Origin of the sequence: Paraburkholderia agricolaris (genome assembly GCF_009455635.1) — a bacterium.
In the GTDB taxonomy this organism is placed as follows: Bacteria; Pseudomonadota; Gammaproteobacteria; order Burkholderiales; family Burkholderiaceae; genus Paraburkholderia; species Paraburkholderia agricolaris.
Window position 1 is genome coordinate 249,958 of sequence record NZ_QPER01000001.1, and the last position, 15,494, is coordinate 265,451.

General features: G+C 62.9%; 16 protein-coding genes. 4 read left to right on the plus strand and 12 right to left on the minus strand.

Going from position 1 to position 15,494, the window contains the following annotated elements:
• Positions 1-28 precede the first annotated feature (28 nt).
• Complete coding sequence (locus GH665_RS01070) at positions 29-988, minus strand: NAD(P)H-dependent flavin oxidoreductase (protein WP_153134327.1); 960 nt, start codon at positions 986-988, stop codon at positions 29-31.
• Between the two features lie 310 nt (positions 989-1,298).
• On the opposite strand from GH665_RS01070, the gene GH665_RS01075 reads away from it, so the two are divergent.
• Complete coding sequence (locus GH665_RS01075) at positions 1,299-2,189, plus strand: alpha/beta fold hydrolase (protein WP_153134328.1); 891 nt, start codon at positions 1,299-1,301, stop codon at positions 2,187-2,189.
• A gap of 68 nt (positions 2,190-2,257) precedes the next feature.
• Here GH665_RS01075 and GH665_RS01080 read toward each other — a convergent pair whose 3' ends face one another.
• Entirely contained in the window at positions 2,258-2,728 is a 471-nt protein-coding gene (locus tag GH665_RS01080; protein WP_046567047.1) for an Lrp/AsnC family transcriptional regulator, read from the minus strand.
• Between the two features lie 114 nt (positions 2,729-2,842).
• Between GH665_RS01080 and GH665_RS01085 the strand changes: the two genes are divergently transcribed.
• On the plus strand, positions 2,843-3,742 hold the full coding sequence (locus tag GH665_RS01085) for a DMT family transporter (RefSeq protein WP_153134329.1): 900 nt from the start codon (positions 2,843-2,845) through the stop codon (positions 3,740-3,742).
• Between the two features lie 316 nt (positions 3,743-4,058).
• Here GH665_RS01085 and GH665_RS01090 read toward each other — a convergent pair whose 3' ends face one another.
• From GH665_RS01090 to GH665_RS01115, 6 genes are all read right to left on the minus strand, one after another.
• Positions 4,059-4,979, minus strand: a complete 921-nt coding sequence (locus tag GH665_RS01090) for an MBL fold metallo-hydrolase (protein WP_153134330.1) — start codon at positions 4,977-4,979, stop codon at positions 4,059-4,061.
• Positions 4,976-5,449: a MaoC family dehydratase gene (locus GH665_RS01095; protein WP_153134331.1), complete on the minus strand. Its 474-nt coding sequence runs from the start codon at positions 5,447-5,449 to the stop codon at positions 4,976-4,978. Before GH665_RS01095 ends, GH665_RS01090 begins: the two co-directional genes overlap by 4 nt.
• The gene (locus GH665_RS01100) at positions 5,446-5,673 is read right to left on the minus strand and encodes a DUF1289 domain-containing protein (RefSeq protein ID WP_030100002.1); all 228 of its coding nucleotides are present in this window, start codon (positions 5,671-5,673) and stop codon (positions 5,446-5,448) included. The genes GH665_RS01095 and GH665_RS01100 overlap by 4 nt, the downstream gene beginning before the upstream one ends.
• A gap of 4 nt (positions 5,674-5,677) precedes the next feature.
• Entirely contained in the window at positions 5,678-6,199 is a 522-nt protein-coding gene (locus GH665_RS01105; protein WP_030100001.1) for a YbaK/EbsC family protein, read from the minus strand.
• Between the two features lie 28 nt (positions 6,200-6,227).
• Complete coding sequence (locus GH665_RS01110) at positions 6,228-7,154, minus strand: hydroxymethylglutaryl-CoA lyase (protein WP_153134332.1); 927 nt, start codon at positions 7,152-7,154, stop codon at positions 6,228-6,230.
• Between the two features lie 90 nt (positions 7,155-7,244).
• On the minus strand, positions 7,245-8,186 hold the full coding sequence (locus GH665_RS01115) for a 2-hydroxyacid dehydrogenase (protein ID WP_153138158.1): 942 nt from the start codon (positions 8,184-8,186) through the stop codon (positions 7,245-7,247).
• 281 nt (positions 8,187-8,467) lie between these two features.
• On the opposite strand from GH665_RS01115, the gene GH665_RS01120 reads away from it, so the two are divergent.
• Both GH665_RS01120 and GH665_RS01125 read left to right on the plus strand, forming a co-directional pair.
• Positions 8,468-9,070, plus strand: coding sequence for an RBBP9/YdeN family alpha/beta hydrolase (locus GH665_RS01120; RefSeq protein ID WP_153134333.1), 603 nt, complete (start codon positions 8,468-8,470; stop codon positions 9,068-9,070).
• A 110-nt stretch (positions 9,071-9,180) separates the two neighbouring features.
• Positions 9,181-10,206 (plus strand): sulfate ABC transporter substrate-binding protein, encoded by a 1,026-nt coding sequence (locus GH665_RS01125; protein WP_153134334.1) that lies wholly within the window; start codon positions 9,181-9,183, stop codon positions 10,204-10,206.
• Positions 10,207-10,279: 73 nt separating this feature from the next.
• Here the strand turns inward: GH665_RS01125 and bioB are convergent, their stop codons facing one another.
• Genes bioB through bioA form a run of 4 tightly spaced genes read right to left on the minus strand, consistent with a single transcriptional unit; the run spans position 10,280 to position 14,676 of the window.
• Positions 10,280-11,380, minus strand: a complete 1,101-nt coding sequence (gene bioB / locus GH665_RS01130) for a biotin synthase BioB (RefSeq protein ID WP_153134335.1) — start codon at positions 11,378-11,380, stop codon at positions 10,280-10,282.
• A gap of 34 nt (positions 11,381-11,414) precedes the next feature.
• Entirely contained in the window at positions 11,415-12,146 is a 732-nt protein-coding gene (gene bioD, locus GH665_RS01135; protein WP_046567032.1) for a dethiobiotin synthase, read from the minus strand.
• On the minus strand, positions 12,143-13,327 hold the full coding sequence (gene bioF / locus GH665_RS01140; RefSeq protein WP_153134336.1) for an 8-amino-7-oxononanoate synthase: 1,185 nt from the start codon (positions 13,325-13,327) through the stop codon (positions 12,143-12,145). Before bioF ends, bioD begins: the two co-directional genes overlap by 4 nt.
• Complete coding sequence (bioA, locus tag GH665_RS01145; protein WP_153134337.1) at positions 13,327-14,676, minus strand: adenosylmethionine--8-amino-7-oxononanoate transaminase; 1,350 nt, start codon at positions 14,674-14,676, stop codon at positions 13,327-13,329. Before bioA ends, bioF begins: the two co-directional genes overlap by 1 nt.
• Positions 14,677-15,494 lie beyond the last annotated feature (818 nt).

Sequence of the window (15,494 nt, forward strand, 5' to 3'; positions counted from 1 at the left end):
CTGCCGTTTCTGCGCCTGTTATTGCAACTTACCGTGCTATGCCGAGCCGCGCTTTGGCGTCGTTATATTCCTTCGCCAAACGCTGGACCAGCTCATCGACGCTGGGCACATCGTCCATCAGGCCGACGCCCTGGCCTGCGCCCCAGATGTCCTTCCACGCCTTCGCCTTATCGCTGCCGAAGTTCATCGCGGTCTTGTCCGATTCCGGCAGCGCGTCCGGGTCCAGCCCCGCGTTCACGATACTTTCGCGGATGTAGTTGCCGTGTACACCGGTGAACAGGTTCGTGTAGATGATGTCCGACGCCGTGGAATTGACGATCGCCTGCTTATAGCTGTCGACCGCGTGCGCCTCTTTGGTCGCGATGAAACGCGTGCCCATGTAGGCGAGGTCCGCGCCCATGGCCTGCGCGGCGAGAATCGAGCCGCCGTTGGCGATCGAGCCGGACAGCACGATCGGGCCGTCGAACATGCGCCGGACTTCGCCCACCAGCGCGAACGGCGAGGTCGTGCCCGCATGGCCGCCGGCACCCGACGCTACCAGGATCAGCCCGTCGACGCCCGCTTCCAGTGCTTTCTGCGCATGCCGAAGATTGATCACGTCGTGTAGCACGATGCCGCCGTAGCTATGCACCGCGTCGACGATTTCACGCGCCGGTGCGCGCAGGCTGGTGATGAAGATCGGCACCTTGTGCTCGACGCATACACGCACGTCGTGCTCGAGCCGCGTATTCGACTGATGAACGATCTGATTGACAGCGATGGGTCCGATGATCGCGTCGGGATTAGCTGCCTTGTGCTCGGCGAGCTGGGCCTGAATCTGCGTGAGCCATTCGTCGAGCAGTTCGGCCGGCCGGGCATTCAACGCGGGGAATGAACCGACGATACCGGCCTTACATTGAGCCAGCACGAGTTCGGGATAGCTGACGATGAACATCGGCGAAGCGACGACGGGCAGCGCAAGTTTTTGCAGGACGGCGGGCAATGCCATGATGCGAGTCTCCTGATAAGCGGACCGGTGCGGCACGGGGCGCCCGGCGATAATGAGTTTAGCGGCACATGGCCTCGGGTGCGTCGAAACTGACCGGCTTCAGGCAGCCGCCACGATCTCACCACGCGTTCACCACAGTCGCCCAAAAATTTAAGAACGATCGTTCGATTATAGGCGAAGCTGTAGCACCCTGTGCGTTTTGAACAGTTGGAAGGAGTGTTCAGGTTCTATGCTTGCGTGGGCTATCCCACTCCGCTTGGACACATTGCGCTCCTACAATGGTTTGACTTCCAAACACAAGAGACCTGCTATGGCCTTCGAGGATTTCGCGCCCTTTCGTGTCGCCGTGGGCGACGTCGATATTTTCGGAGTGAAGGGCGGAGCGGGCCCGCCGCTTCTGTTGTTGCACGGTCATCCTGAGTCGCATCTGATCTGGCAACGGTGCGCCGCGCAACTGGCGCAGCACTTTACCGTCATCGCTACCGATTTGCGCGGCTACGGCGCCTCGGGCAAACCGCCGAGCGACGCCGACCACACGCCGTATTCCAAACGTTCAATGGCGGCCGATCAGGTCGCCGTGATGCGCCACTTCGGCTTCGAACGATTCCTGGTGTGCGCCCACGATCGCGGCGCCAGGGTTGCGCACCGGATGGCGCTCGATCATGCCGACGCCGTCGAGCGTTTGATGCTGCTCGACATCGCGCCCACGCTCGCGATGTACGAAGCCACCGACCGCACTTTCGCGACGTACTACTTCCACTGGTTCTTCCTGATTCAGCCGGAGCCGCTGCCGGAGACGCTGATCGGCGCGAACCCGGCCGCGTATGTCGACGCTGTGATGGGGAGCCGTCACGCCGGCCTGGCGGCGTTCGCTCCCGAAGCGCTCGACGCGTATCGCCGCGCGCTGGCACAACCCGGCGCCGTGCATGCAATGTGCGAGGACTACCGGGCCTCGGCGGGCATCGATCTCGAACACGATCGGGCCGATATCGAGCGTGGCCACAAGATCGGTTGTCCGCTGCGTGTGCTGTGGGGCGAGCAGGGCGTGATCGAGAAATGTTTCGACGCGCTGGCGGAATGGCGTCACGTCGCGCGGGACGTGAGCGGGCGTTCACTACCGTGCGGGCATTACATTCCTGAAGAAGCGCCGGAGGAACTGGTCGCGGAAATGCTGTCGTTCTTCGAAGCGGTTGAACAGTAAGTCGCTGCGCTTCATACGCAAGGCGGCAGCCTTTCAGGCAGGCGCGAGTGTAAGGCAGCGCGCCTGCCTCAGCCCAGCGGCGGCAAGCGGCGCGCGATCGGTGTCGACTTGATGATCGCGGTGCTGGTCTCCGCGCGCTCGGTGACCTTCGACAGAATCTCGTCGAGCTGCTCGATCGAATGCAGATAGAGGCGGCAGATGAAACAGTCGTCGCCCGTCACTTTGTCGCATTCGACAAATTCCGGAATCCGCCGGATCACGTCTTCCACCAGATGCAGTTGTCCGGGCAAGGGCTTTACGCGCACGATGGCCTGCAACGTGAAGCCGAGCGCGCGTGGATCGATCTGCACGGTAAAGCGCTCGATCACGCCTTGCGCTTCGAGTCTTCGGACGCGCTCGGCCGTACTCGGCGCTGAAAGGCCAACCAGACGCGCCAGTTCGCTGACCGGCTGGCGAGCATCTGCGGCCAGTGCGGCGAGCAGCGCGCGGTCGGTTTCATCGAGTGTCGCGGGTGTGGCGGGAGCAAGGCGTTTAGACATGATGGCCTTCGATTATTAGGTTCCTCTGCAGGAAGACTTAAGTTTAGCCATGTATTCGGGTCGCCGGATTAATTACACTGCTTCTCATGCAGGAATCCATTCGAGGATCGAATCATGGCGTCAAATGAGATTCGCCGCGGCGCGGCGGAAATGAGCATGGCCATGCTGATGTCCGGCACCATCGGCTGGCTGGTGGTGTCGTCGCAGCAGAGCCCGTTCAATGTCGTGTTCTTTCGCTGCATCTTCGGCGGCGCGACGCTTGCGCTCGTGTGCGCGGTGCTCGGCCTGTTCAGGCGCAAGCTCTTTTCGTGGAAGATGCTCGGCCTCGCGCTGCTTGGCGGCGCGGCGATCGTCATCAACTGGCTGTTGCTGTTCGCAGCCTATTCACGTGCGTCGATTTCGATGGCAACGGCCGTCTATAACACGCAGCCGTTTATGCTGGTCGCGCTCGGCGCATTGGTGTTTCGCGAGCGCATCAGCGCGTCGACTGTAGCCTGGCTGGTGGTCGCGTTTGTCGGTCTCGTGTTCGTGGTGAAGGTTGAACCGGCGGTGTTGGCGGTGCCGGGTCATTATCTGGTCGGGGTTGCCTATGCCGTGGGCGCGGCGGCGATGTATGCGATTTCGTCGATCATCACGAAGCGCCTGAAGGGCACGCCGCCGCATCTGATTGCGTTGATCCAGGTATCGCTCGGCGTCGTGATGCTGGCGCCGTTTGTGCGCTTCGACGCGCTGCCGGCCAGTGGCGTGCAGTGGCTCGAATTGATCGTGCTCGGTATCGTCAATACGGGACTCATGTACGTGCTGCTCTACGGGGCAATCCAGAAGCTGCCGACCTCGATGACCGGTGCGTTGTCGTTCATCTATCCGGTGGTGGCGATCATTGTCGACCGGGTTGCGTTCGGGCAGAAGCTCGCATGGATTCAGGTGCTCGGCGCGGTGCTGATCCTGCTCGCGGCGGCCGGCGTGAATCTCGGCTGGCGGATCGTGCCGCAAAGACGCCTGTCCTCAACCTGATGTGATGGCCGCTGTGCCGTTGCATCAGCAGACAATGGTACGGATTCCGGAGCAAAAATGCGATGCATTGTTCGTATCGACGAACCAATGAGATCCCGTTCGCCGCCACTACGGTGTTTCGTAGCAGGGGTTGTATGCGGGTTTAAAAGGCGGCGTCAAGCTTCTGTAGGGAAATCACTGATGCGGTCAAAAAACCGGCACGCGTATCATTCGTACCGACGCTGATCACGTCCGACAGAATTTCCGCCGCTCGCCATGATGGTCGAGCGGCTTTCTTTTTGTGGCGACGGTTCTGGTGTTCTGCGTGCGTGTCGCGTCAACCCCGGCGCGCGACGATACGCTCGCCGTCGATTTCCAATGGCCCGTTCTGCGCCGCCAATTCCTCAACGATCGCATGCACCAGCGTGGACCATTCGCCGCGCGGCTTGAGCATCGATGCGGCGGCGTGCATCACGGCGGCGTCATCGAGCATTTGCAGCACGGTGTCGAAGCGCATCGCGCGAACTTCGAGCAGCTTGAACACGATCAACACCTTCAACGCATTCTTCGCGTTACGCGCCGGGTCGGCCCGTAGCCACGCGACGCGTGAAAACGCCCGCTCAAGCGCCTCGTCGACGTTCGTGAAGGGCGAGCCGTGCCCTGGAATCACAAGCCGCACGTTGAGCTTCGCGATGGCTTCGAGAACCGCCTGTTCTTCGGCGAAACCGCTTTCACCTTCCAGTTCGGGAAAGATCACGCCAAAGCCGTTTTCCCACAGCGCGTCCGCACTGATCAGGATGCGTTCGCTCGCGCAGTACAGCATCAACGAATGCGGATCGTGGCCCGGCGCGCCGAGCACCTGCCAGTCGAGCGCGCCGAGCCGCAATTGCGCGCCGGGTGCGATCGTCCCGGTGAAGGTGAAGCGCTCGCAGCGCTGGCCGGTGGCGCGAAACGTCAGACGGGTTTCGTCCCAGTCGCGCACCGCGTCGGCTTCGGATGCGGGAATCGCGGTACGGCACGGCCATGTCGACTGCAATAGCGCGTTGCCGCCGCAGTGATCCGAATGCAGGTGTGTGTTGACGATCAGATCGAGCGCGCGCGCACCGAGCGCCTGCTTCACCAGCGCGACGGTTTGCGGCGCGTGCGTCGCGTAGCCGGTATCGACCAGCGCGGCGCACGTGTCGTCAACCAGCAGTACGTTGTTCGACGAAAGCCAGCCGCGTTCGAAAACTCGAATCGATTCAGGCAGTGTGATCATGGTGCGTTTGTGTTCGCGTTCGTTTCCGCCGACGCTTCGGATTTCGCCATCACAAGAATGGTCGACGTGCCGATTAGCATGGTGTCGCCACGCTGATTCACCACGCTTCCTTCGAGATGCGTCAGATCGCCGTTCAGACTCGGCTTCCAGTAAGCGTCGCGCACACGCCAGGTGATCGTCAGCGTATCGTCCGCGTGGACCGCTTTCTTCAGCTTGATATCGAACTCGAGTCCGAGCGGCTGCGCGTAGGTTGAAAAATGGGTGGCCAGCAGCGCCATGAAATACGCGGTGGGTTGCGTGCCCGATGCGATCAAACCGCCGAAGCGGCTTTGCGCGGCATAGGCGTCGTCGTGATGCAGCGGGTTGAGGTCGTTGACGAGCGTGGCGAACGATTTCACCGATTCCGCCGAGAGTTCGAGCGTCGAGCTGAACGTTTCGCCGACCGTCACGATGCGAGGCGCGGCGTTCATCGCTGGACCTTTGCCTGTCTGGCCATGAATTCCGCGTGACGTTCCTCGATCGCGTTCCAGACCGTGCGCTTCGCGTCGTCGTCGAACAACGACCAGCCGGCGATTTCGTCGATGGTGCGCAAACAGCCTTCGCACCAGCCGGTGGAGGCGTCCATCCTGCACACGCTGATGCAGGGTGACGGCACGGCGGCCTCGTCGTCTTCGTTGTCGATGCCCGCTGTCATGGCGTCACGCCGTCTCGCGCAGCGCCACGTCGATCACCGGCGCGCCCGTGAGCGCAATCAACTCCTGCGCCGTCAGATTGAACACGGCGTGCGGATGACCTGCCGCCGCCCACAGACTATCGAGCGCCAGCAGATCGGCATCGATCAGCGTGACGGGTTCCGTGGCATGGCCGATCGGGCACACGCCGCCGATTGCATAGCCGGTTTTCTCGCGCACGAACTTCGCATCCGCACGGCCGATCTCGCCGACTTGCGCCGCAACCTTCTTTTCGTCGACGCGATTCGCGCCGCTCGCAACCACTAGCACCGGTGCGTCGTCTTCGCGGCGGCGAAACAGGATCGATTTGGCGATCTGCGCAACCGAACAGCCGAGGCCGGCAGCAGCTTCGGCGGACGTCTTGCCGGTTTCCGGCAGCATCACGATCCGGCCCGCGTGGCCGCGTTCGCGCAACAACTGCGCGACGCGGCGTGCGGAATCGGGCAACGCGGTGAGATCGTCTGGTTCGAGAGAAGCGTGGTCCGTCATTGTTCTATGTCCTGATCGAGGTGCGGGGTCAAACGCAGTTGGCCTGTTCGCTGCGTGCTTTGGCAAGCAGGGCCTTGCCGGCGCGCGACACGTTCGGCCGGCCAATCGACGTGGAAATGAAATCGCCGATCGCGACGACTTGCGCGAGGTCGATGCCGGTTTCAATGCCGAGGCCGTTCATCAGATACAGCACGTCTTCGGTCGCGACATTGCCGGTTGCGCCCTTGGCATACGGACAGCCGCCAAGCCCAGCCACTGACGCGTGATAGATCTCGATGCCTTCCTGCAACGCGGCGTAGATGTTCGCGAGCGCTTGCCCATAGGTGTCGTGGAAGTGCCCCGACAGACGTTCGCGCGGGAACACTCTGGTGACCGCCTCGAACACTTCGCGCGTGCGCTTCGGCGTACCGACGCCGATGGTGTCCGCGATATCGATTTCGTCGCAGCCGAGCGCCGCGAAACGTTCGACCACATCGACCACCGACGCGACCGGCACCTCGCCCTGGTACGGGCAACCGAGCGCGCACGACACGCTGCCGCGAATTCGCAGGCCGTGTTCCTTCGCTGCCTGCGCGACCGGTGCGAATCGATCGATGCTTTCCGCGATGCTGCAATTGATGTTCTTCTGCGAGAACGCTTCGCTGGCCGCGCCGAAGATCACGATCTCATCCGCGCGCGCGGCGAGTGCGCCTTCGAAGCCGCGCAGGTTCGGCGTCAGCACCGAGTAGATCGTGCCGGCCCGGCGGTCGATGCCGGCCATCACGTCGGCGCCATCGGCCATTTGCGGCACCCATTTTGGCGAGACGAACGACGCGGCTTCGACGTTGCGAAAGCCCGCCGCCGCCAGGCGGTTGATCAGTTCGATCTTGACCGCGGTGGGGACGAATTCTTTTTCGTTCTGCAGTCCGTCACGCGGACCGACTTCGACGATTTTGACGCGTTGTGGCAAGGCCATGATATGTCTCCGTCCCATGCAATGAGCCCGCGCGTGGCGGTGCTCTTTCAGTTACTCAACTGGATTCGATGGCGGTGTTCAAAGCCGCCCTCAGTATCCACGTTCGATATTGACCACGCCGCTCACCGTCTCGCCGCGCGTGAGCGCCACCATCTTCTGTGCGACTTGCGCGACGCTCTCTTCGCGCAAGGTGAGCGCCGACATGTGCGGCGTAATCGTGATGCGCGGTTCCCGCCAGAACAGATGATCGGGCGGCAACGGTTCTTCGCGGAACACGTCCAGCGTCGCGGCGGCGATCTGGCCACAGGCGAGCGCTTCAAGCAGATCCTGTTCGACCAGATGCCCGCCGCGTGCGACGTTGATCAGATAGGCACCCTTCGCAAGCTTCGAGAAAGTATGCCGGTTCAGCACGTCGCCCGTATCCGGCGTATGCGGCAACAGATTCACCAGCACCTTCACGCCGTCGAGAAACGCGTCGAACTGCGCGTCGCCGGCAAAGGTCGTGATGCCGTCGATTTGCCGCGCGTTGCGGCTATACCCGCGCACCGGCATGCCGAACGCCGCGACCGCTTGCGCGACGTGCGCACCAAGCACGCCGAGACCGAGCACGCCAACCGTGAAGGTGTCGCGTGGGTGCGGATCGAGCACTTCCCAGCGGCGCTCGGTTTGCAGCGTCTGATATTCGTCGAAACGGCGCAGATAGCGCAGCACGGCATGCGTTACATATTCGGCCATCTGCAGAGCCATGCCGGTGTCTTCGAGCCGGATCAACTGGGCGTTGCGCGGCAGCGTGCCGGGTTGCTCGTGTTCGAGCCCGAGAATCGCATCGACGCCCGCGCCGAGATTGAAGATCGCGCGCAGATCGTCGCGGCCGGCCAGCATCTCACGCGGCGGACGCCACACGACCGCGAAATCGGCGGGTGCGGTGTCGCCGGGCTGCCATTCGCGCAGTTCGGCCTCCGGCAGGGCGCGGGCGAAGTCGTGAAGCCACGCGGCGGCGTTGGCATGCTGCATGTAGAAGAGGATTTTCATACGGTCCGGAGTGCGCATGCGTGCTCGAGTCTGATGACGGGAAAGGCCCGGTAGAACGGCTGCACCGCCCGCCGCGCTTCAGACGACGCTTGCTGCATGGGGCCTCCTCCTTTTATGGATAGGCTTCATTCTACTTTTTCGACGCGAATCGCGCGCGTTTGCGCACGGGCGTGCGCTTTTGGCCCTGTATTCGCCCCATAAACAAAGCACAAAAACTTGGTTCGCCCTTGCGGCGCCTGGCGGGACAATCATTTCCCGGATTCCGGCAGCGAGGGACTCACATGCTTTCATGCACCAAATCGACATGGCCGCCGCGGCTAGTCACCGTTCCCGGTCTGCACGGCAGCGAGGGCGCGCACTGGCAAACCTGGCTCGAACGGCAATTCGCGCGCTCGCTGCGCGTCGAGCAGGCCGACTGGGATGCACCGGACGTCGCGCTGTGGGCGAAGTCGCTGCGCGATCTGCTCGCGCGCGAACGTGGCCCGTTCGTACTGGCCGCCCACAGCTTCGGTTGCCTCGCGACCGCGCACGCGTTGCAGCAGGCGTCGTATGCGAACGATGTAGTTGGCGTGCTGTTCGTCGCGCCGGCGAGCCCGCAGAAATTTGCCTTCGCCGGACCGTTCGACGCGCGACGTCTCGGCGTGCCGTCGATTCTGATCGGCAGCGAAACCGATCCGTGGATGACGCTCGCCGGTTCGCGCGATCTCGCGCAGCGCTTCGGCAGCGCGTTCGTCAATCTGGGCGACGCAGGTCACATCAACACCGCCGCGGGATTCGGCCCATGGCCGCGTGCCAAGTATTTCGTGGACACCCTGGTGCATTGCGCGGCGCCGCTGCGCTTTCGCGAGGAGACGCTCGAGGTCGCGCAGCATGCGTTCGTTTGAGCGCCCAAACGGGCGCGAGTGAATACGTAAGCAATCCGTTAGAATCCCGCTTCACGCCGCACGTTCGTGTGGCCGCAGTTTTTCATCATCGACAGGCGGGGACAAGAAAGATGGCAGGCAACACGGGGACATCGCGCTGGCTGGCAGCCGGCATGACGGCAATCACGCTCGCGCTCGGCGGCGTATCCACGGCACACGCGGACACGTCGCTGCTGAATGTGTCGTACGACGTGACGCGCGAGCTGTACAAGGACATCAACGCCGGCTTCATTGCGGCATATAAGCAGAAGAGCGGCGAGACCGTTTCGATTCGCCAGTCGCATGGCGCGTCGAGCGCGCAGGCGCTGTCGGTGCTGCAAGGACTGCAGGCCGACGTCGTGACGATGAACCAGCCGAACGACATCGACCTGCTCGCGGAAAAGGGCCAGCTGGTGCCCGCCAACTGGCGCGCGCGTCTGCCTGACGACAGCGCGCCGTACACCACGACGATGGTGTTCCTCGTGCGCAAGGGCAATCCGAAGCACATCAAGGACTGGGACGACCTCGCCAAACCGGGCGTGCAAGTGGTGATCGCCAATCCGAAGACTTCGGGCAACGGCCGCTACGCGTATCTGGCGGCATGGGGTTATCGCAAGCAGCACGGTGGCAGCGATGCGCAGGCACTCGACTTCGAAAAGGCCATCTTCAAGAACGTGCCGGTGCTCGACACGGGCGGCCGCGGCGCGACTACGACCTTCACGCAACGCGGTATCGGCGACGTGCTGGTGACGTTCGAAAACGAAGTGTCGTTGATCGACACGGGTGTCGGCGCAGGCAATTTCGAAGCGGTGTATCCGTCGGTGAGCCTGCTGGCCGCGCCGCCGGTTTCGATCGTCGACAAGGTGGTCGACAAGCGCGGCACGCGCAAGGAAGCGCAGGCGTATCTCGACTATCTGTGGTCGCCGGCCGCGCAGGAAATCATTGCGGAACATCATCTGCGTCCGCGTGACAAGAACGTGCTCGCCAAGCACGCGGGCGAATTCAAGCCGATCAAGACCTTCACGGTCGAAGAGATGTTCGGCAGCTGGCAGAAAGCGCAGCAAACGCATTTCTCTGACGGCGGCACGTTCGATCAGATCATCGTCGACAAGAAGTAATCGTCATCAGGACGTAGAAAGGCCACCTCGCAAACGAGGTGGCCTTTTTTATTGCACGTGCTTCGTAAGCAGCTTAGTTCGGTGCTGCGTGCGTGTTGTGCTCATGCGCGCAGCCCTGTTCGCAACCGTTCTGATCCTGCGGCATCTGTTGCGCCGCTTCCGCGCGGATACCCAGCCGTTCGAGCAGCTTGCGGTCCGCTTCGGCTTGCGGGTTGCTGGTGGTCAGCAACTGGTCGCCGTAGAAAATCGAGTTTGCGCCGGCGAGGAAGCACAAGGCCTGCAACGCTTCGTCCATCTGTTCGCGTCCTGCCGACAGACGTACCATCGCGCGCGGCATCGTAATGCGTGCAACCGCAATCGTGCGGACGAACTCGAACGGATCGATCGCTTCGGTGCCGGTCAGCGGCGTGCCTTCCACCTGCACCAGGTTGTTGATCGGCACCGATTCCGGATACGGCTCCATGTTCGCCAGTTGCGCGATCAGGCCGGCGCGCTCGCGGCGCGATTCGCCCAGCCCGACAATCCCGCCGCAGCACACGTTGATGCCCGCATCGCGTACGCGTTCCAGCGTGTCGAGGCGGTCCTGATAGGTGCGCGTCGAAATGATCTGGCCGTAGAACTCCGGCGACGTATCGAGGTTGTGGTTGTAGTAATCGAGGCCCGCTTCGCGCAGACCTTGTGCCTGATGCGTTTCCAGCATGCCGAGGGTCACGCAGGTTTCGAGACCCATCGCCTTCACGCCGCGGATCATGTCCTTGATCGGCTCGAGGTGGCGGTCCTTCGGATTGCGCCACGCCGCGCCCATGCAGAAGCGCGTCGCACCGTTTTGCTTCGCGGCCCTGGCGGCAGCCAGTACTTCATCGACCGGCATCAGCTTGTCGGCCTGCAGCCCCGTGTCGTGATGCACCGACTGCGGACAGTATGCGCAATCTTCTTCGCAGCCGCCGGTCTTGATCGACAGCAGCGTCGAAAGTTGCACCGTGTTCGCGTCGAAGTGTTCGCGATGGGTTTGCTGCGCGCGGAACATCAGGTCGCTGAACGGCAGTTCGTACAGCGCGACGATGTCGGCGACACGCCATTTGGCCATCGGCTTGGCGCCTGCGGCGGCGTGGTTGGCGTTCTGGTTGGAGGCGGCCGTATCGGCAGGCGTCGGAGCGATGTTCAGTTGCGTCATGTCGTCAATCCTCATGGATGGATGTAATGGGTTTTCAGCGCTGCGCGTGGCGCAGCGTCTGCAGGAGTCGGTTGATGTCGAGTTGATCCGCCGCGAGCTCGGGCGAAGCCGGGTTCAAATGCGGCACGATGCCGAGCAGGGGCGCGTCGTATTCGCGCGCCAGATGCTCGCGAATCGAGGCGATGTTTTCATCGGGGAACGTCATGGCCGGATCGACGCGATTCGCCACCCAGCCGGCGAGCGTCAACCCACGCGCGGCGATCGCTTCGGCGGTGAGCAATGCGTGGCTGATGCAGCCGAGGCGCATGCCGACCACCAGCACGACCGGCAGCTTCAGCTCGACAGCGAGATCGGCGGTGTCTTGCGTGGCGGTCAGCGGCACGCGAAAACCGCCGACGCCTTCGACCACGACGATCTCCGCCTGCTGCACAGCCTGCCGATGGCAAGCGACGATGTGATCGAGATCGAACGTGACGTTTTCCAGCGCGGCGGCGATATGCGGTGCCGCGGGTTCTTTCAGCAGATACGGCGTGCGAATCGCCGGTGGCAGCAGGACGCTCGACGCGGCGTCGAGTTGATCCGCGTCTTCGTTATGCAATACACCGTTCACTTCGAACGCACCGGCGGCAATCGGCTTCATCGCGGCGGCTTGCAGGCCCTCGCGAACGAAACCGCGCAGGAGTGCCGCGGACACAAAGGTCTTGCCGATTTCCGTATCGGTGCCGGTGACGAATAGCGACAGTGCGCTTTGATTCGGGCTACTCATGCCGCCTTCGCTTCGAGTTGTTGCAAGCCCGCTTCGAGCCGGTCCAGATCCGCTTGCGAATGCGCGGCGGAAAGCGAAATGCGTAGCCGCGACGTACCCACGGGCACGGTCGGCGGACGGATCGCCGGCACCCAGAGACCCGCGCGATCGAGCGTCGCCGCGATATCGAGCGTCGCGTCGTTCGCGCCGATGATCAGCGGTTGCACGGCGGTGTGCGAATCGACCGGCAGCCACGGCGTGGCCTTCAGCATCGCGCGTGTGCGTTCGATCAGTTGCTGGAGATGGGCGCGCCGCGCGTCACCTTCTTCGCCACCGATGATCCGCAGACTCGCTGACACCGCATGCGCCGCAGCAGGCACCGACGCGGTCGTGAAGATATACGGACGCGCGCGCTGCACGAGCCATTCGATCACGGTCTCATGCGCGACGACGAATGCGCCGGATACGCCCGCCGCCTTGCCGAGCGTGCCGATCGAAATCAGATTCGGCGAGCGCAACGCGGCCTGGGCGATGGCGCCGCGACCTTGCGGGCCGAGCACGCCGAAACCGTGCGCATCGTCGACGATCAGCCATGCGCCGTGTTGTTCCGCGAGTTCGAGCAAACGCGCGAGCGGGGCGATATCGCCGTCCATGCTGAACACGGTATCGGAGACGATGACTTTGACGTCCGCATCCGACGCGTCGAGCATCGCGCTCAGAGCATCCGTGTCGCAGTGCGGATAGATCTGCACGTCGGCGCGCGACAGGCGCGCGCCGTCGATCAGCGACGCGTGATTCAGCGCATCCGAGAAGAGTGTCGTGCCGCGGCCCGCGAGCGCGGTGAGCGTCGCGAGATTCGCCATGTAGCCGGTGCTGAAGTAGAGCGCGCGTGCATTGTCGACGAAGCCGCCGGCGAACTCGGCCAGATCGTCTTCCAGTTGCGCATGCGCGCGCGAGTGGCCGCCGAGCAGATGCGAACCACCGCTGCCTGCGCCGTAGCGTTGTGCGCCTTCGGCGATGGCCGCGATCAGTTGCGGATGTGCGGCGAGACCGAGATAGTCGTTACTGGCGAAGCCGATGATTGCGCGGCCGTCGACCGTCATGTGCGCGGCGCACGGCGTGTCGGCCGTACGGCGGCGACGACGCAGACCGCGCGCGTCGATCTCCTTGAGGCCTTCGGTAAGTGTGTCGAGCAGATGCATTAGCGGGTCTCCACGAGCGTGGCTTCGAAGGTTTCGCGTGTGCGCGACGCGAGCAGCGCGATTTCTTCGTCGTCCAGGATGTAGGGGGGCATCAGATACACCGTCGTCGAAATCGGGCGCAGCAGCAATTCACGCTGCAACGCGTTTTCGAAGAAACGGCGCGAGAATGTTTTGGCTTGCTGAGCATCGTCGATCACGGCGTCGAACGCGAAGATCGTGCCGCACTGGCGCAGATTGCGCACTTGCGGGTAGTCGGCGAGCGGTGCGAGCGCGGCCTTCAGCTTCGCCGATTTCTGCCTGTTGACGGCGAGTACGTTGTCGCTCGCGAACAGATCGAGTGTGGCGAGCGCCGCGCGGCACGCGAGCGGATTGCCCGTGTACGAATGCGAGTGCAGGAAACCGCGCGCGGTGTCGTCGTGATAGAAGGCTTCGAAAATTTCATCGCGCGACAGCACGATCGAGAGCGGCAGATAGCCGCCGCTGATGCCTTTCGACAGACACAGGAAGTCCGGCCAGATGCCGGCCTGTTCGCATGCGAAGAAGGTGCCTGTGCGACCGCAACCGACTGCGATTTCATCGGCGATCAGATGCACGCCGTACTGATCGCACAGTGCGCGCAAGCCGGCGATATAAGACGGATCGTGCATGGCCATGCCGGCCGCGCATTGCACCAGCGGCTCGACGATCAGCGCGGCGATTTTCGTGGCACGCGCTTCGAATAGCGAGCGGACCTGATCGAGTGCGTGGCGCGCGACGTCGGCTGCGCTTTCGCCTGGCTGCGCGAGGCGCGCATCGGGCGACGCGACGACGTGTGCGTTGCGGATCAGGGGATCATAGGCGTCCTTGAAGAGTGCGACGTCGGTGACACCGAGCGCGCCGATGGTTTCGCCGTGATAGCTGTTGGCGACGCAGACGAATTCCTGCTTGTCGGCGAAGCCGCGATTGCGCCACGAGTGGAAGCTCATCTTCAATGCGATCTCGACGGCCGATGCGCCATCGGATGCGAAGAACGCGTGGCCGAGCGTGTTGCCGGTGAGCGCGCCGAGGCGCTCCGCGAGTTCGATGGCGGGCTCGTGCGTGCAGCCGGCGAGCATGGCGTGTTCGAGCGTATCGAGCTGATCCTTGAGGGCTGCGTTGATGCGCGGATTCGCGTGACCGAACAGGTTGACCCACCAGGAGCTGATCGCGTCCAGATAGCGGTTGTTTGCGCGGTCGTAGAGCCATGCACCCTGGCCGCGCGCAACCGGGATGAGCGGCAGGCGCTCGTGGTGCTTCATCTGGGTGCAGGGGTGCCAGACGGCACGCAGGCTGCGGGTGATCCAGTCTTCAGGGGAGGCTGACTTTTCCAAAGGGTACTCCGAGGTGCTTTTTTTGCCGTTGCATGGCGGGCTTTTTTAGGGCCTTTTCATTCGCGCGGCGGTTTTTTCTGTGCGCTGCGCGCGGCCTTGGGGTGGCGTGCGGGGTCGAGATTAGCCGTTTATTTCGCGCTGTGCACTAGGGGTTCGGGTTGGGTTTTTGCCTGCGGCTCTGGGGTTGGGTGCTGTTCCGTGCAGGTGGTTTCTGTTTCGTTCAGAAGGTTGCCGATCGGCGGAGTTGACGACGGCAAAGTAGTTGGTCCTTGTGGGCGGGAAATGGGGGGGACGGGTTGAGTTTTGGTTGTTTGGTGGGGTTTTTGGCCTTTCCTTGCTGTGTTAGTGGTCTATTAGCGTTGCCCCTGTGCGGGGCGGCACCTACTTCTCTTTGCCGCCGCAAAGAGAAGTAGGCAAGAGAAAGCGGCCAAAACCGCTAATTCTTAAGCGGGTCCCCCGCGCAGTAGCGGTAGTGGTGCATCTGGAATCCGTGCCCCCGCACACTCCGCGCCGTTGACAAAGGGCTCATCAGCTCCCACTCCGCACTGCGTGCGTCGCGGACAGGTATGGCAGGGAAACCAGGGGCTCTGCTCGCGCAGCGGGAGCAAAAAAGTTGGAGAGTGGTTTTATGAACAGGGTATCGGCGCGCGCAGCGCCGCCGGAGGTATGACTCCTTTGTCACTGAGGCCGAATGTGCGAGGAGACAGATTCCAGATGCACCACTACCGCTACTGTGCGGGGGACCCGCTTAAGAATTAGCGGTTTGAGCCGCTTTCTCTTGCCTACTTCTCTTTGCGGCGGCAAAGAGAAGTAGGTGC

What these genes read in the sequence shown, in the direction of transcription:
- bioF (WP_153134336.1), bottom strand. Translation starts at nt 13,327, where the DNA reads ATGCATCTGCTCGACACACTTACCGAAGGCCTCAAGGAGATCGACGCG.
- GH665_RS01115 (WP_153138158.1), bottom strand. Translation starts at nt 8,186, where the DNA reads ATGAAAATCCTCTTCTACATGCAGCATGCCAACGCCGCCGCGTGGCTT.
- GH665_RS01075 (WP_153134328.1), top strand. Translation starts at nt 1,299, where the DNA reads ATGGCCTTCGAGGATTTCGCGCCCTTTCGTGTCGCCGTGGGCGACGTC.
- GH665_RS01090 (WP_153134330.1), bottom strand. Translation starts at nt 4,979, where the DNA reads ATGATCACACTGCCTGAATCGATTCGAGTTTTCGAACGCGGCTGGCTT.
- GH665_RS01100 (WP_030100002.1), bottom strand. Translation starts at nt 5,673, where the DNA reads ATGACAGCGGGCATCGACAACGAAGACGACGAGGCCGCCGTGCCGTCA.
- GH665_RS01125 (WP_153134334.1), top strand. Translation starts at nt 9,181, where the DNA reads ATGGCAGGCAACACGGGGACATCGCGCTGGCTGGCAGCCGGCATGACG.
- GH665_RS01120 (WP_153134333.1), top strand. Translation starts at nt 8,468, where the DNA reads ATGCTTTCATGCACCAAATCGACATGGCCGCCGCGGCTAGTCACCGTT.
- GH665_RS01080 (WP_046567047.1), bottom strand. Translation starts at nt 2,728, where the DNA reads ATGTCTAAACGCCTTGCTCCCGCCACACCCGCGACACTCGATGAAACC.
- bioD (WP_046567032.1), bottom strand. Translation starts at nt 12,146, where the DNA reads ATGAGTAGCCCGAATCAAAGCGCACTGTCGCTATTCGTCACCGGCACC.
- GH665_RS01110 (WP_153134332.1), bottom strand. Translation starts at nt 7,154, where the DNA reads ATGGCCTTGCCACAACGCGTCAAAATCGTCGAAGTCGGTCCGCGTGAC.
- GH665_RS01070 (WP_153134327.1), bottom strand. Translation starts at nt 988, where the DNA reads ATGGCATTGCCCGCCGTCCTGCAAAAACTTGCGCTGCCCGTCGTCGCT.
- bioB (WP_153134335.1), bottom strand. Translation starts at nt 11,380, where the DNA reads ATGACGCAACTGAACATCGCTCCGACGCCTGCCGATACGGCCGCCTCC.
- GH665_RS01095 (WP_153134331.1), bottom strand. Translation starts at nt 5,449, where the DNA reads ATGAACGCCGCGCCTCGCATCGTGACGGTCGGCGAAACGTTCAGCTCG.
- GH665_RS01105 (WP_030100001.1), bottom strand. Translation starts at nt 6,199, where the DNA reads ATGACGGACCACGCTTCTCTCGAACCAGACGATCTCACCGCGTTGCCC.
- GH665_RS01085 (WP_153134329.1), top strand. Translation starts at nt 2,843, where the DNA reads ATGGCGTCAAATGAGATTCGCCGCGGCGCGGCGGAAATGAGCATGGCC.